Annotated in this window: 15 protein-coding genes; 7 read left to right on the top strand and 8 right to left on the bottom strand. The window is 46.3% G+C overall.

All coding sequences use genetic code 11. The features are described from left to right. Window positions 1–59: 59 nt before the first annotated feature. Window positions 60–662: an exopolysaccharide biosynthesis protein gene (locus ACMUEV_RS11715; protein WP_190652080.1), complete on the top strand. Its 603-nt coding sequence runs from the start codon at window positions 60–62 to the stop codon at window positions 660–662. Between the two features lie 156 nt (window positions 663–818). Here the strand turns inward: ACMUEV_RS11715 and speA are convergent, their stop codons facing one another. Next, window positions 819–2,849: a biosynthetic arginine decarboxylase gene (gene speA / locus ACMUEV_RS11710; RefSeq protein ID WP_017288912.1), complete on the bottom strand. Its 2,031-nt coding sequence runs from the start codon at window positions 2,847–2,849 to the stop codon at window positions 819–821. 203 nt (window positions 2,850–3,052) lie between these two features. On the opposite strand from speA, the gene ndk reads away from it, so the two are divergent. Further along, window positions 3,053–3,502 carry a nucleoside-diphosphate kinase gene (ndk, locus tag ACMUEV_RS11705; RefSeq protein ID WP_017288913.1) on the top strand — a complete coding sequence of 150 codons (450 nt, stop codon included), beginning with the start codon at window positions 3,053–3,055 and terminating at the stop codon, window positions 3,500–3,502. A 67-nt stretch (window positions 3,503–3,569) separates the two neighbouring features. Here ndk and ald read toward each other — a convergent pair whose 3' ends face one another. Next, window positions 3,570–4,658 (bottom strand): alanine dehydrogenase, encoded by a 1,089-nt coding sequence (gene ald, locus ACMUEV_RS11700; protein ID WP_190652081.1) that lies wholly within the window; start codon window positions 4,656–4,658, stop codon window positions 3,570–3,572. A gap of 180 nt (window positions 4,659–4,838) precedes the next feature. Between ald and ACMUEV_RS11695 the strand changes: the two genes are divergently transcribed. From ACMUEV_RS11695 to ACMUEV_RS11685, 3 genes are all read left to right on the top strand, one after another. Next, window positions 4,839–5,009 carry a chlorophyll a/b-binding protein gene (locus ACMUEV_RS11695; protein WP_017288915.1) on the top strand — a complete coding sequence of 57 codons (171 nt, stop codon included), beginning with the start codon at window positions 4,839–4,841 and terminating at the stop codon, window positions 5,007–5,009. Window positions 5,010–5,204: 195 nt separating this feature from the next. After that, the gene (sds, locus tag ACMUEV_RS11690) at window positions 5,205–6,176 is read left to right on the top strand and encodes a solanesyl diphosphate synthase (protein ID WP_017288916.1); all 972 of its coding nucleotides are present in this window, start codon (window positions 5,205–5,207) and stop codon (window positions 6,174–6,176) included. Window positions 6,177–6,408: 232 nt separating this feature from the next. Continuing rightward, on the top strand, window positions 6,409–7,677 hold the full coding sequence (locus ACMUEV_RS11685) for a glycosyltransferase family 4 protein (RefSeq protein WP_190652082.1): 1,269 nt from the start codon (window positions 6,409–6,411) through the stop codon (window positions 7,675–7,677). A 131-nt stretch (window positions 7,678–7,808) separates the two neighbouring features. Here ACMUEV_RS11685 and ACMUEV_RS11680 read toward each other — a convergent pair whose 3' ends face one another. The 5 genes from ACMUEV_RS11680 to hpxZ form a co-directional block, all read right to left on the bottom strand. Continuing rightward, window positions 7,809–8,198, bottom strand: coding sequence for a hypothetical protein (locus tag ACMUEV_RS11680; RefSeq protein WP_190652083.1), 390 nt, complete (start codon window positions 8,196–8,198; stop codon window positions 7,809–7,811). Further along, entirely contained in the window at window positions 8,195–8,764 is a 570-nt protein-coding gene (locus tag ACMUEV_RS11675) for a hypothetical protein (protein WP_190652084.1), read from the bottom strand. Before ACMUEV_RS11675 ends, ACMUEV_RS11680 begins: the two co-directional genes overlap by 4 nt. Before the next feature lie 211 nt (window positions 8,765–8,975). Continuing rightward, on the bottom strand, window positions 8,976–9,425 hold the full coding sequence (locus ACMUEV_RS11670; protein WP_190652085.1) for a DUF4231 domain-containing protein: 450 nt from the start codon (window positions 9,423–9,425) through the stop codon (window positions 8,976–8,978). Between the two features lie 131 nt (window positions 9,426–9,556). After that, the gene (locus ACMUEV_RS11665; RefSeq protein ID WP_190652086.1) at window positions 9,557–10,483 is read right to left on the bottom strand and encodes a Shedu anti-phage system protein SduA domain-containing protein; all 927 of its coding nucleotides are present in this window, start codon (window positions 10,481–10,483) and stop codon (window positions 9,557–9,559) included. Between the two features lie 364 nt (window positions 10,484–10,847). Continuing rightward, window positions 10,848–11,213 carry an oxalurate catabolism protein HpxZ gene (gene hpxZ, locus ACMUEV_RS11660; protein ID WP_190652087.1) on the bottom strand — a complete coding sequence of 122 codons (366 nt, stop codon included), beginning with the start codon at window positions 11,211–11,213 and terminating at the stop codon, window positions 10,848–10,850. Between the two features lie 75 nt (window positions 11,214–11,288). Between hpxZ and ACMUEV_RS11655 the strand changes: the two genes are divergently transcribed. After that, the gene (locus tag ACMUEV_RS11655) at window positions 11,289–12,374 is read left to right on the top strand and encodes a DNA topoisomerase IB (protein ID WP_242044529.1); all 1,086 of its coding nucleotides are present in this window, start codon (window positions 11,289–11,291) and stop codon (window positions 12,372–12,374) included. Between the two features lie 143 nt (window positions 12,375–12,517). Here ACMUEV_RS11655 and ACMUEV_RS11650 read toward each other — a convergent pair whose 3' ends face one another. After that, window positions 12,518–13,084: a SecDF P1 head subdomain-containing protein gene (locus ACMUEV_RS11650; protein ID WP_190652088.1), complete on the bottom strand. Its 567-nt coding sequence runs from the start codon at window positions 13,082–13,084 to the stop codon at window positions 12,518–12,520. A gap of 345 nt (window positions 13,085–13,429) precedes the next feature. Here ACMUEV_RS11650 and ACMUEV_RS11645 point away from each other — a divergent pair, with 345 nt between their 5' ends. After that, entirely contained in the window at window positions 13,430–13,645 is a 216-nt protein-coding gene (locus ACMUEV_RS11645; RefSeq protein WP_199329572.1) for a hypothetical protein, read from the top strand. Window positions 13,646–13,753 lie beyond the last annotated feature (108 nt).

Here is a 13,753-nt window from a genome sequence, read left to right as displayed (position 1 = left end):
AGGCGTTCGACTTCTGAAAGTCTCGGTTAGAATTTTCGTATCTGTCACGTTATCGACGAATGCATCTTCGCTTCTCGCAAGACATTGAATCTCTAATTAAGCGGCTATCCGAAGAACCGTTAACGATCGCGGCTATTCTCTCCGAAACTTCAGAACGCGGATTTGGTCTCGTCATTGGACTAATGGTGATTCCTTTTCTCTTTCCTGTGCCGCCTGGGCTAACGGGAATTCCGGGTACGGCTTGTGTTTTGCTAGGTGTTCAAATGGCATTAGGAAGGCGTACCCCTTGGTTGCCCAAAAAAGTTGCCCGGTTTCGATTTCCGACGAGCTTTGCTAAACAGCTATTGCAGAATGTGCGACGAGTCACGCGCATTTTAGAGAAAATTACTCGTCCTCGGATGCGTCGAATTGCAGCGAATCCCAAAATTTGGCAATTCAATGGAATGTGCATCACTTGGCTTTCTATCTTGTTAATTGCACCGATTCCTTTGACGAATCCATTTCCCACGATCGGGATCTTACTCCTCGTCGTCGCCATGCTCGAATCAGATGGATTATTAATGTGTGTGGCTTATGGACTGACGACTGTGATTACAGGAATTTGTGCCATGATCGTTTACTTACTTTGGAGATCGCCAGAATTCATTCAGCAATGGCTATAAATTCAGCTTCAAGCAATGTTGATCATTGAGGTGTAGAGGGTTGAGAGCTAGACAGTCTAGCACTGGAGAATTGAGAGTCCAACACAGTCACTCTCACCCTCTACTCGTATCAGCAAAGCTAGTAAAATTCATCCTTCCAGATGAAACAACCAGAAGCTAAGATACGAGGTAAGTGTAGCCGCTTAAACTGCGTTCATAGTTCTGAAGCAGCAATTGTGACTCTTGCAAGGTAATTCGATTGTCTGCTAATGCGAGTTCAGTCTGAAGTCGAATACTTTCGATCATGTCTTCAGGATCATATTGCACATAGCCCAGCACTTCTTTCATCGTGTCGCCGCGTACCACATGCTGAATTTGGTAGCCTTTGGGCGTGAGTTGGATGTGAACAGTGTTTGTGTCCCCAAACAAGTTGTGCAAGTTGCCCATAATCTCTTGGTACGCTCCATTCAGGAACATGCCTAAGTAGTAAGGTTCACCAGGCTTTAAAGTATGCAACTCTAGCACAGGTTTCACATCCCGCAGATCAATAAATTGATCAATCTTGCCATCACTGTCACAGGTGAGATCGGCGAGCGTTACACGGCGCGTCGGTTCCTCGTTCAAGCGATGAATCGGCATGATCGGGAAGAGTTGATCGATCGCCCAACTATCGGGAGCCGATTGGAAGACTGAGAGATTCATGTAGTACATGGATGCCATGATCTGCTCTAGGTCTGCCAAGTCGTCAGGAATATAGTCAAGCTGCCGCGAAAAAGTAACAATTTTATGGCAGCACGACCAATACAACCGCTCGGCTCTAGCGCGTTCAGTCAGACTCAGATAACCGAATCCGAATAGATTAACCGCTTCGTCTTTGAACTGCGTGGCATCGTGATACATCTCTAAGAAATTATCAGAGTTGATCGACGTGTAAGTTTCATAGAGATTTTGCACGATTACATGTTCATTCTCCTTCGCAGGTTCTGGAATCTCAGACGAGACATCGCTGGTTCCCAGAATGTTGAAGACTAAAACGGATTGATGCGATGCGATCGCTCTGCCACTTTCGCTAATCAAAGTCGGAACGGGAAGATTCGCGATCGTACAAGCATCTTTCACGGCTGCAACAACATCATTGGCATAGTTTTGAGTCGTGTAATTTTTGGATGCGTGGAAATTCGTTTGCGACCCGTCATAGTCCACACCCAATCCGCCCCCAACATCCATGTATTGCATGTTGGCTCCCAGTTTGCAGAGTTCCACATAAATTTGACTCGCTTCTCGCATCGCTTCTTTCAAGACGCTAATCGCTGAGATTTGAGAGCCAATGTGAAAATGCAGCAGTTGCAGGCAGCCAAGCATATCGGCTTCTTTTAACCGATTGACGGCATGAATAATTTCAGGAATGGTTAAGCCAAACTTAGCGCGATCACCTGCCGAAGTGCCCCAACGCCCAATCCCTTTGGCATTCAACTTGGCACGCACGCCCAAAATCGGTTCGACTCCGAGCTTTTTGCTCGCTTCGATCGCAAATTCAACTTCTTCGACTTGTTCAAGAACAATGATTGGCGTTTGTCCCAATCGTCGCGCCAACATTGCGGTTTCAATGTATTCGCGATCTTTATAGCCATTGCAAATGAGCAGCGCTCCAGGCGTTTTGAGCGATGCCAATGCAATCATCAGTTCAGGCTTTGAGCCAGCTTCTAATCCAAACTGATGCGGTTGTCCGAATCGCACCAGATCTTCGACCAAATGGCGTTGTTGATTGCATTTCACAGGAAACACGCCTCGGTAGACACCGGGATAGCTGTATCTTGCGATCGCTTTCGCAAATGCCGAATTAATCCGCTCAATTCGATCTTCCAAAATGTCTGAAAATCGAATCAGCAAAGGCAAGCCTAGATTTCGCTGTTTCAATGCGTTGACCAAATCGAACAAGTCTAACGATCCGCCACGATTCCCTTTCGGCGAGACGGTGACGTGTCCTGCTGCGTTAATTGAGAAATACGGATCGCCCCATCCTTGAATGCGATAAAGCTCTTCGCTATCTTCGATCGTCCATTGTTTCTTCGGTTGAGGCGGTTCAACGGGGCGCGATTTACCGTTCGATTTGCCGTTCGGCTTGCCCTTTGAGTGATTGCTTGACGCTTCCAACTTCTCTTCAGGCTGTAGATTTTCCGGTTTGGCAGTAGCTGCGCGCTCTCCCATCGTGGCTGCTCCTCACTTTGCGATTCTTAAGCATTCAGTGTATCGCGGAGTTTACGAAATCGAGGTCTTTCGCACTACGTAATTTGGGGAGCGGGGGGAGTGGGGAGATTGACTCCTACTCCCTACTTCCCAATTTCATCCCAAACCCCCAATCTGGGCTAATCTAGGTTTGGTAAATTTCACGTCATTCTTGGGAGTCCAGCTTGGAACGCACATTTTTAGCCATTAAGCCTGATGGCGTACAACGTAAATTGGTTGGTGAAATCATTCGCCGCTTTGAAACAAAGGGCTTTACTCTCGTCGGATTGAAATTCATGAACGTTAGCCGTGAGTTGGCTGAGAGCCATTACGGTGTTCACCGTGAGCGTCCGTTTTTCGGCAGCTTGGTGGAATTTATTACATCCGGCCCTGTGGTCGCGATGGTTTGGGAAGGTGACGGTGTGATTGCAGGCGCACGGAAAGTCATTGGTGCGACAAATCCTCTGACCGCTGAACCTGGCACGATTCGGGGAGACTTTGGTGCAAACATTGGACGGAATTTGATTCACGGTTCAGATGCACCCGAAACGGCTCAAAGCGAAATTGCGCTGTGGTTCAAAGACGAAGAATTAGTGAATTGGTCGCCGACGATCATCGGTTGGATTCACGAATAATCTCGGCTTGACTTGAGAAGTCCAACTTTTTGAACAAGTTGGACTTCTGTAGATTTTGACGATCGCGCTAACTCACCAAATCGGGAAACACTTCTTGCACCGCTGGGTGAATCAAATGATGGTTTTGGACATTCAGCCCTTTCGCTAAGGCAGGATCGCGATCGAGAGCTTCCATCCGATGATTTGCCAATTTCAACACATACGGCAACGTACTATTATTCAAAGCCTGGGTCGCCGTCCAAGGAACTGCACCCGGCATATTTGGGACACCATAATGCACTACGCCTTCTTCAACATACGTTGGAGCCGTGTGTGAGGTCGGATGCAGCGTTTCGATACAGCCACCTTGATCGACGGCAACATCGACAATGACTGAACCCGATCGCATTTTTTTCACTAATTCTCGCGACACTAAGATCGGCGCTTTCCGTCCTGGAATCAGCACTGAACCAATCAGTAGATCCGCTTGAGGAACTAATTCTTCGATATGACTCGAATTACTGTAAAGCAGTTCAATTCGCGATCCAAAGACGGATTCTAAATACGACAAGCGATCGACATTCACATCTAAAATTGTCACCTGCGCGCCCATTCCCGTTGCCATTCGCGCTGCTTCAGTTCCGACAATTCCCCCGCCTAAAATTACAACTCGTCCCGGTTTAACACCTGGAACGCCACCGAGCAGTACACCTCGCCCACCTTGTTGTCGTTCCAGATATCGCGCTCCAAATTGCACCGATAAGCGACCCGCGATGATACTCATGGGTGTCAAGAGCGGCAGGCGGCGATCAGCAAGTTCCACGGTTTCATACGCGATCGCGCTTACCCCTGAATTCAGCAAATGTTCGGTTAATTCGTGACTAGCTGCCAAGTGCAGGTAGGTGAATAGAATTTGTCCTTTCTGTAAATAGTCATATTCCGCTTTCAAAGGTTCTTTGACCTTAATCACGAGTTCACGATCCCAGGCTGCTTTGGTGCTATTGACGATCGTGGCACCGACTTGCACATAATCTGCATCACTAAAGCCCGAACCCTCACCTGCCTTTGACTCGATCGCGACCGAGTGCCCCTGTTCGATCAGCACCCTCACACTACTCGGACTCAAACCAACTCGAAACTCTTGATCCTTGGTTTCTCTAGGGACACCGATTTCCATAGCCATTCTCCAGTCGTACTTCTAGTGTAGTCTTCCAACCTAGAGTCAACGGTTGTTTAACATGCAGATCCCATTTATGCAATTCGCTCGCTAAAATACAGATAAAGAATTGTTAAGCGATTCAACCGCTTTGACTCGTAACAATTTTTACCCCTAAATCCAGGATAGGTTTTGTTTACCATGACGCAGATTCAACCGACCGTAACCCCCAAGCTTGAAAATCCGAAATTTGGCTTCAATCAGTATGCAGAACGCTTAAATGGACGTGCCGCAATGATCGGATTTGTGGCAGCGCTGATTGTAGAATTTGTCACGGGACAAGGCGTTTTGACCTGGCTCGGCTTGCTCTAAGATGTGAATCTTGACTCGATTTGGTTTTGTCCCGCCACTCGATCGAATCGATGAGAGAGCGGGACTTTTGCTAGTTAGATTTACCCAAATCTGAGAACCAAAAATTTTGAGTCCCCTAGAATTGCGGATTTATGAGTAAAATAAGCTTACAAGCCGTAAAAAAACTTAACCTATAGCCTCTGAGTCGGCAACTACATGACCTCAGCAACATCCCTATTTTCTCCGGTAGAAGCGGATCTACGTTTACTCACCGAGAATCTTCAAAACCTCATTGGTGCGCGTCATCCGATTCTGTACGCTGCCGCAGAGCATCTATTTAGCGCTGGCGGGAAACGCATCCGACCCGCGATCGTGCTCTTAGTCGCTCGCGCCACGATGCATGGGCAGGAGATTACTCAACGCCACCGACGCTTAGCTGAAATCACCGAAATGATTCACACGGCAAGCTTGGTGCATGACGATGTGATCGACGAATCCGCAACCCGACGCGGTATTCCAGCGGTTCATAGCCGATTTAGCAATCAAGTTGCAGTACTTGCTGGAGATTTTCTTTTTGCCCAGTCTTCTTGGTACTTGGCGAATTTAGAAAACATCGAAGTGATCAAGCTGCTCTCTGAGGTGATCAAGGATTTTGCAGAAGGCGAAATTCAGCAGGGATTATTTCGGTTTGATATGGGAATTACGATCGAGTCTTATCTCGAAAAGAGCTATTACAAAACCGCATCTTTAATTGCCAATAGTTCAAAAGCTGCCGCAATTCTCAGCGATGCTTCTGAAGTTGAGGCACAAAATCTCTATCACTACGGGCGTAATCTCGGTTTAGCGTTCCAAATTGTCGATGACATTCTCGATTTCACAGGCTCAACCGAATCTCTTGGCAAACCTGCTGGCTCAGATCTCAGAAGCGGCAATCTCACGGCTCCAGTTCTGTATGCGTTGGAAGAAAAGCCGTATCTGGAAGACTTAATCGATCGAGAATTTGAACAAGAAGACGATCTTGAACAAGCCTTAGCACTGGTTCGGGATAGCCAAGGGATTCAGAGAGCGAGAGAACTGGCATCGCATCATGCTAAATCCGCGATCGAACATCTGGCAGACTTGCCAATGTCTGAATCTCGACAGGCTTTGATCAAACTTGCTGACTATGTATTAAGCCGCTTGTATTAATTCACACAATCGAAATGCAGGTACAGGGTAGAGCTATCTACCCTTTTTTTGTGCTGAAAATCTTACTTTTGATAGATTCTAACTTTTTAGTGTTTTGTCTAGCCCAGATATTATCTTGTTTGATTTCTAACCCCTGAAAGATGAAAACGAAGTGAAATGTTACTAACCTAAACACAAGCGAATATGAAAATTCACATTCTGTTTCTGTTTATCGTGTTTTGGTAAAAGAACTATGGCTATTTCAGGACAGCGCCCACGGATTGCATTAATTTCGGTTCATGGCGATCCTGCGATCGAGATTGGCAAAGAGGAAGCGGGCGGTCAAAACGTCTATGTGCGGAACGTTGGAGAAGCGCTGTCCCGGCAGGGATGGCAAGTCGATATGTTTACTCGTCGATCGGATGCCGACCAGCCTGAGATTGTGCAACACACGCCGCATTGCCGCACGATTCGATTAACGGCTGGGCCGCAAAAATTTATTCCTCGTGATGAATTGTTTGGCTACTTGCCTGAATTTGTCGAAGCTCTGCAACAATTTCAGGCTGACTCAGGATTTCAATATGATTTAGTTCATACTAACTACTGGCTGTCTTCCTGGGTCGGTATGACCTTGAAAAAGCTGCAAGGCGTGAAGCAGATTCATACCTATCACTCTTTAGGTGCAGTGAAATATCAGTCAATTTCAGCGATTCCTATGATTGCGAAGACTCGCTTAGCGACTGAGAAATTATGTTTAGAAACGGCTGAGCGGATTGTCGCAACGAGTCCACAAGAGAAAGACCACATGCGATCGCTCGTTTCGACGCACGGCAGCATTGATATTATTCCTTGTGGCACGGATACTCGACGCTTTGGTCATATTTCTCGAATTGAAGCGCGGCGCACGTTGGGATTGGATGAAACTGCCAAGATTGTGCTGTATGTAGGTCGCTTCGATCGTCGAAAAGGAATCGAAACCTTAGTTCGTGCGGTGGGTCAGTCTCAACTGAAAGACCAGAATTTGAAGTTGATTATCGGCGGTGGCAGTCGTCCTGGGCAAAGTGATGGCGCGGAACGAGAGCGTATTGAAGGCATCGTCAATGAACTCGGCTTGCAAGATATCACGATGTTTCCGGGTCGTTTAGGGGTTGAAAATCTGCACTTGTATTATGCTGCTGCCGATGTTTCGGTAGTGCCGAGTCATTATGAGCCGTTTGGATTAGTAGCAATTGAGGCGATGGCAAGTGGAACGCCTGTTGTCGCTTCGGATGTCGGCGGATTGCAGTTTACCGTCATTCCTGAAATCACAGGCTTGTTAGCTCCGGCAAAAGATGATGCGGCATTTGCCAAGGCGATCGATCGAATTTTGGCAGATCCAAACTGGCGTGATCAGTTAGGTCAGGCAGGGCGAGATCGAGTTGAGCAGATGTTTAGCTGGGATGGTGTTGCTGCTCAGTTAGGCAAGGTGTATCAACAGGTGCTCAAAGTTCCGACAAAAGCACCAGCAGCAGCGATCGCATAGCTCAGAAATCCGAGTGTTTTGAGAAACACAATGGCTAAAGTGGGCGGCGGCGGTAGATAAGCCTGAAGCGAAGCACAAAAGCTCTCTACCGTCTGCTCCAACCATGTTGTTCGACCGTGCCTTATTAACTATTACTGATTTACCAAACCTTGCAATTCGTTAATGTTGATATCAATTCCTTGACGCTTCAGATATTGACCCAAATTAATCTGGATGAATAAATCTTTGAGTTCTTCCGCAATCTCTGGGGGCGGACTGCCAGATAATGCGGTGGCAATTAGTCGTTCTGCGGCTCGTAATTCGCCACACTCGATCGCTAAAGATGCAGCACTACGGTGGAGGACAGATCGAGTAGGTTCGGCATCGAGAACGCTAGCAATTAAATTAGCAGCCTGGGTTTCTTGTTCAAACGCTTGTCGGGTCAACTGTGTTGCTTGCTCGATCGCGCCTCTCAAGCGGGCGACTGCGGCTGCTTCGGCTAAATCCATTGCTTGTTGATGGAGCGTTTGAATCTGGTTCATTGGAGTAATGCTCCTTTGGGGTTCCGTTTCGCGCTAACGATAGAAAGCGGGCGGCTGAATTCTACTACTATGATATAAGCTGGCAACCCTTCTGCATCAGATGCGCCAGTTTGTTCGATTTTCTGCTTAACTCTGGCATTGATTTGACTCCGATTGCCCTTACGAATCCCAGACACTTCAAGTCGAGCCATGCGCTGAAACGGTAGTATCGTGGTTGAATCTTGGCTTCCCAACCAGTAGTCAAATCCAGTACCCTTACGAGAACGTTCAATCACCGTCAGATTGGTTAATTGCAAAATCAATAAAAATGCAATGCCATAAGCCGCTTGCTCGGTTGTATATTCCTCATCATTCCAGCATCGCCTTGCTTGTTCCGTAACGGGTTGCCAATTCAACTGGAACTGAGTGGAAAATTCTCCTTCAACTTCGAGAGTTACTCCTGGCTCATGGGCTTCATCCGTTAGACAAATTGCTCCCGCTTCTGCGATCGCTGCTCCGAAAGCGGGTGTAATTGCGGGAACTCCTTGGTAAAGGATCTGCAAGTTTAAGACTTGAATTTGGCTCAAAACGCTGTTGCCCCATAAAAGCTAGAGGCTCAATTTTACGTTCAATCGATAGAGTTTGTGTCGTTGTCTTTGGCTCACGCTTTGCGTGTTCGCCATAATTTTGCTCTCGGTTTCCGCTTCGACTTGCTGCCCAATACCAGACTTATAGAGTCTGGTATTGGGCAGAAACACTCGAAGCATGAGCAGGTCAAAGAATGTACTGATAACAGATTTACTTCTTTCTGTCCGATACAGTTTGTCCCCAAGTTTCATGTCCCTCTGACCATATTTCCATGACTTGATTTGAGAAATGACAAACTTTCTCTTCCTCACTCATTAGTGAATAACTACCAGAGGTTTGAAGATAGAGGAATTTTTCAACTTGTAGTCTTTGCTGAACATTACGAGAATTGATCCAAGTTTTTTGAGAAGTTGTTTGACTGAGCAAAGTTGTAGAAAGTGCAGCAAGACCACTCACGGCAGGCACAATCCATTCCCAATCACCGAGCCTTTTACTAGCAGCTAAAGCGGAGAGTAAAGTGACCATAAGTGTAAGAGAGATGCTGAATTGTTTAAGAAGCGTGAAACGACGCTTATCCTTATCAGCGATGTATTTGAACCGCTGGATTAACCGATCGCACTCTATTAAGGCTTCTTCATGTTTTTGCTTCAGCGATCGCATAATTGCTTAGAAATCCGAGTTTTTTGAGAGACATAACTCCCGCAATTCGGTTATCGCGGGAGTCGATCATCTATTTCAAAGCTGCCCGGTTCTACGACTTCGGTTCATCGCATTATTATGCGCGTTATTGCCTACGTGAAAATGTCAACCAAATCTTTGACTTTCCCAAAAAGTTCATCGTACGACAACACACGAACATTCGACAGGGAATTTCTAAACAGTTCCAATGAACGACGTTGATTTGTATTGGGATTCTCGCGATCTAAGTCGCCCGCAAGCACGATGCACTGTGGATTAAACGCGGTGAATTCTAAATCCGGGTTTTGCCCAATCAAGGAAAAGTAGTTTTTAAGTAAGTCGTCGCGATAGTTTAGTACCTGAACTATTGAGCCTGAAAGAGCATCTGACATTGAGAACGCATTTGTACGATATTGTTTACCAATAAGTTTCGTTCCGGGGTGTTTGATTTCAATGAGTACGACATTTTTTGCGATTTTGGTAGTAAACAGAAAGTCAATAATATTGCCTCCAGTGTTGGCAATTGATTTCCCACCGACGTAGCACTTGCCACCAAGTTTGATTATGTGATCCGGTACTGCCTGAGATAGAACAAATGGATTCGCGGCAAAAAACGACTGCCAAACCTCCTCGTCGTGGTTTTGTCTGTTGTCATTCCAGAATTCCAGCGATTCGTGGAATGTTGAAATGGTTTTGACATCAATATCAGGCAGCGCTGTCTTGGCCTCTCCAGCGATTCGGAGTTCGTGGGCCGCTTTGACATTCTTTAGCCATTCAACATGATAGTTAGTCGGTTCCCGATCTACTAAGGCATGGTGCGTAGGACAGAGCAAGATAAGGTTTTCTTCGGTGTTTCCATTGTTTGGTATGGTTGAATCGTATCTCGGGCCACCAGCGTAAACAGCAAGTATATGTGCAATCTCGCCAAGAAAAGTTCCAGATTCCGTCGTTAACTGGGCCTTACAGTTCGGAAAAGCGCATCGGTATCCGGATTTCGTGAAGACGGCCTTTTTAGTTGCGGCAGGAATTAAACGGCGCATATTTACGAAGCGATATCACTATTATTTAGACTGACTCTTTCCGCCTAGTTATCCAGATCGGGATGTTAGACCGGCTCATATTCCGCATATTACATCTCGGCAGGGGAACTAGGCCGAAAATTTCCGTATTTTTTCCTAAAGGAAGTTGTACTATTCTGCCTATGATCCTGTGCGATCCCATTTCCCAGATGAACGTTGAACCCGATGGCCCATCGCCCAGAAAGCTTTTAGCTCAAGTGAGTGATGAGATCGAAGTGCGCCACTATCTCTTATCGGAATGAAGAAATCATGGCGATCGTATTTGAGTTGTAAATGCTGAAAAGAGTAGGAGCTCCCGAGAAAACTACTTCCCACTTCACAACAATCAAAGCAAGGAAACATGCGCGGCAATCACTCTCCATCCGTCTAAAGTTCGCATCCAAGTCTGGCTCTGTCGCCCTGATTTTCCTGATCGTACAAATTCCGTATTCGCCGTTGCAAAATCCCGTCCATAGGTTGTAATGACCGTATTTTTCAACGTGCGATCGAGTCCGGCAGGCGATCGACCTGCGCGAAATTGCGCGATCGCGTCATAGCCATACAAATTCTCAGTTGCTCCATATCGAATCGTATGCGGACTGTTCCAAAAAAGCTGATCCAGGACTTCTACATCATTCGTGATCAGTGCTTGCTCATATTGTTGAAACACTGCCGTTACTTCTGCCAAAACTTCAGGAATATTGACCTCCATTGTTCCTCCACCCTAAAGACTACGCTCTGCTGTAGATTTCATTGTGTCCTGAATTGGATACGGTTAAAGTAACGTATGCTATCCTCCCGTATGCAATTAGTCGTTGAAGAGTTTCCCAGTGACCCGATCGAGTCAGCCGAAGTCGTTGGCTTGAAGTATGTCACAGATGAAATGCCTGGAATTACGAGAAAGCGATCGGGGAAAAGCTTTGCATATTTTGATCTGAATGGCGATCGCATTCGCGATGAGAAAATCATTCAGCGCATTAATTCTCTAGCCATTCCGCCTGCCTATAAGAATGTCTGGATTTGCCCATTGGAAAATGGACATTTGCAGGCGACGGGACGAGATGCAAAGGGGCGAAAGCAATATCGATATCATCCACTTTGGCGAGCAATTCGCGATCAAAATAAGTTTTCTCGCATGATTGCATTTAGTCAGGCTTTGCCAGACATTCGACGACGATTAGAGAAAGATTTAGCATCACCCGGATTACCAAAGCAAAAAGTACTCGCTACAGTTCTGAAGTTAATGGAGCTAACCCGGATTCGAGTCGGCAATGAGGAATATGCGAAAACCAATAACTCGTATGGGTTGACCACACTACAAGATGATCACGTGAATGTCGCTGGCTCGAAAATTCAGTTTCAATTTCGAGGGAAAAGCGGAGTTGAACATGAGATTGAAGTGAGCGATAAGCGGCTCGCAAAAGTTGTAAAACGATGTCAGGATTTGCCAGGTCAAGAGCTTTTTCAATATCTAGATGAGCATCAGCAAGCCCAAGATATTACTTCAAGTGATGTAAATGATTATTTGAGAGAAATTACAGGTCAAGATTTTACTGCCAAAGATTTTCGGACTTGGGCAGGTACAGTTTTAGCTGCTTCTCATCTCGCTGAGATTGGCAAATTTACGTCTCAAACTGCGGCGAAGAAGAACATTACACAAGCCATTAAGTCAGTATCTGCTTACTTAGGCAATCGTCCTGCGACTTGTCGAAAATACTATATTCACCCAAATGTGTTGGAAGCTTATCTAGATGAATCGTTGCATGAAGTTGTAGCAGAATATCAATCGATCGTAGTTGATGATCGACATGCCCTGCAATGTGATGAATTGATTGTTGTAGCGCTATTAGAAGCAACTCAGCGAAAGAGCTAGATTGAAAGTGTACTGGTCAGCGGCATGAATTTTGCAAAGTGGGGAGATGGGGAGAGCCTAGACTAAAATTGCTCCCTATTTCCCTACTACGTTGCGATCGCATTCTAAAATTTTGACAGTTCAGCTACAGCTAACTAAAGCTGTCAATTCGCTTGCAAATGCTGTAGCCATGTTTCTAAATCCTTGGTTTCTTCAGCACTAAAGTTTCCTGTAATCATCGCAGTGCCGCCAGTAATTCCAGTCTGAGCGTATTGGGAGGAAACAGTCGGAGAGCTTATCAAACGATTGTTGAGAAAAATGCCTACTGTTCGCCCAGTTCCTGCTAATTTCTTCGTCAGCGCTGTAAAAGCCTTACTTCCCTTCGCATCAAGGGTCACGACGATAGACGGCGTTGAGTTCGGGCTTGAATCGAAATGGGCTTTCGTTACATTCTTTTCGGTTAGAGTCGGTTTCTCGAATAGCAAGGAGATTGCCTCATTACTGAGTTTGAGTGCAGCGGCATTGCTTGCGATCGCGCCTTGATTGCCGGATTTCTTCAGGTCAGTCTGTTTTTTGAGAAGTTCTTGCTGAACTTGCCGCTCGATTTGTAATTGGGCTTCGGTTCCTGGCTTCTGTTCGCGAAAGGCAAGCTGAACCTTACTCTGTTGAATCTCGGGTTGCGCTGCTGTCGCTGTGGGCGTGGAGGGTATCGTTGCTGAATTGTTAGCCATACATGCAGACAGGTTAGATGCGGTGCCTAGCAACAAGGCAACGAGCAGGAGTGATCTGAGGTTTGCCATAGAGCAAGAATTTGCAGTGTTGAATGTAAAGAAATCACCCAATCATGAAGCGAGAAATCTTTTTGCCTGCTTATACTTTACTGTCTGGTGAGTAGGTTGCCTATTAGCTGAAGGGGTACCATTTTTTGATCGCCATCCATTGCCGTACTTTGAAACTGGCTCAACGATCGATCGAACTCGATTTCATTTCTAACGAAGGATTAGGCGGCTTCTGTTAAAAGATTTACCCAGGCTTTAGAATAGTCCTCATTCTCTCAGAAATCTAGGAACAATCGGGTGGACAGAATCGATGAGCGCACACAAGACCCCATCCTCACTGCCTATCAGGTTGAGGATCTTCGATTAGCAGCGTCCAAAATGCGTGGGGCAGAACGACGGAGCTTTCAGGCAGAGATGGCGCTGAAATATTGCGAGGGAAGCGCCCGCATTGCAGAGCGAGTGTTTGGCTGGGGACGAGTGAATGTGGAAACTGGGCTAGTACTACAGTTGTAGATCTATCGTGATAAGTCTTGGGAATATATAGCCTGACGGCGTTTGTAGTGATGGAACTGTGCCACTGTTTGATGCTGTTGTCGCCACATCGACCAATGCAATCGAAAC

It is taken from the genome of Leptolyngbya sp. FACHB-1624, assembly GCF_047649235.1.
Taxonomy (GTDB): Bacteria; Cyanobacteriota; Cyanobacteriia; order Leptolyngbyales; family Leptolyngbyaceae; genus Leptolyngbya; species Leptolyngbya boryana.
This window is presented reverse-complemented; position numbering and strand designations above follow the sequence as displayed.

What these genes read in the sequence shown, in the direction of transcription:
- sds (WP_017288916.1), top strand. Translation starts at nt 5,205, where the DNA reads ATGACCTCAGCAACATCCCTATTTTCTCCGGTAGAAGCGGATCTACGT.
- ACMUEV_RS11655 (WP_242044529.1), top strand. Translation starts at nt 11,289, where the DNA reads ATGCTATCCTCCCGTATGCAATTAGTCGTTGAAGAGTTTCCCAGTGAC.
- ACMUEV_RS11665 (WP_190652086.1), bottom strand. Translation starts at nt 10,483, where the DNA reads ATGCGCCGTTTAATTCCTGCCGCAACTAAAAAGGCCGTCTTCACGAAA.
- ACMUEV_RS11685 (WP_190652082.1), top strand. Translation starts at nt 6,409, where the DNA reads ATGGCTATTTCAGGACAGCGCCCACGGATTGCATTAATTTCGGTTCAT.
- ald (WP_190652081.1), bottom strand. Translation starts at nt 4,658, where the DNA reads ATGGAAATCGGTGTCCCTAGAGAAACCAAGGATCAAGAGTTTCGAGTT.
- ACMUEV_RS11670 (WP_190652085.1), bottom strand. Translation starts at nt 9,425, where the DNA reads ATGCGATCGCTGAAGCAAAAACATGAAGAAGCCTTAATAGAGTGCGAT.
- ACMUEV_RS11715 (WP_190652080.1), top strand. Translation starts at nt 60, where the DNA reads ATGCATCTTCGCTTCTCGCAAGACATTGAATCTCTAATTAAGCGGCTA.
- ACMUEV_RS11650 (WP_190652088.1), bottom strand. Translation starts at nt 13,084, where the DNA reads ATGGCTAACAATTCAGCAACGATACCCTCCACGCCCACAGCGACAGCA.
- ACMUEV_RS11695 (WP_017288915.1), top strand. Translation starts at nt 4,839, where the DNA reads ATGACGCAGATTCAACCGACCGTAACCCCCAAGCTTGAAAATCCGAAA.
- ACMUEV_RS11680 (WP_190652083.1), bottom strand. Translation starts at nt 8,198, where the DNA reads ATGAACCAGATTCAAACGCTCCATCAACAAGCAATGGATTTAGCCGAA.
- hpxZ (WP_190652087.1), bottom strand. Translation starts at nt 11,213, where the DNA reads ATGGAGGTCAATATTCCTGAAGTTTTGGCAGAAGTAACGGCAGTGTTT.
- speA (WP_017288912.1), bottom strand. Translation starts at nt 2,849, where the DNA reads ATGGGAGAGCGCGCAGCTACTGCCAAACCGGAAAATCTACAGCCTGAA.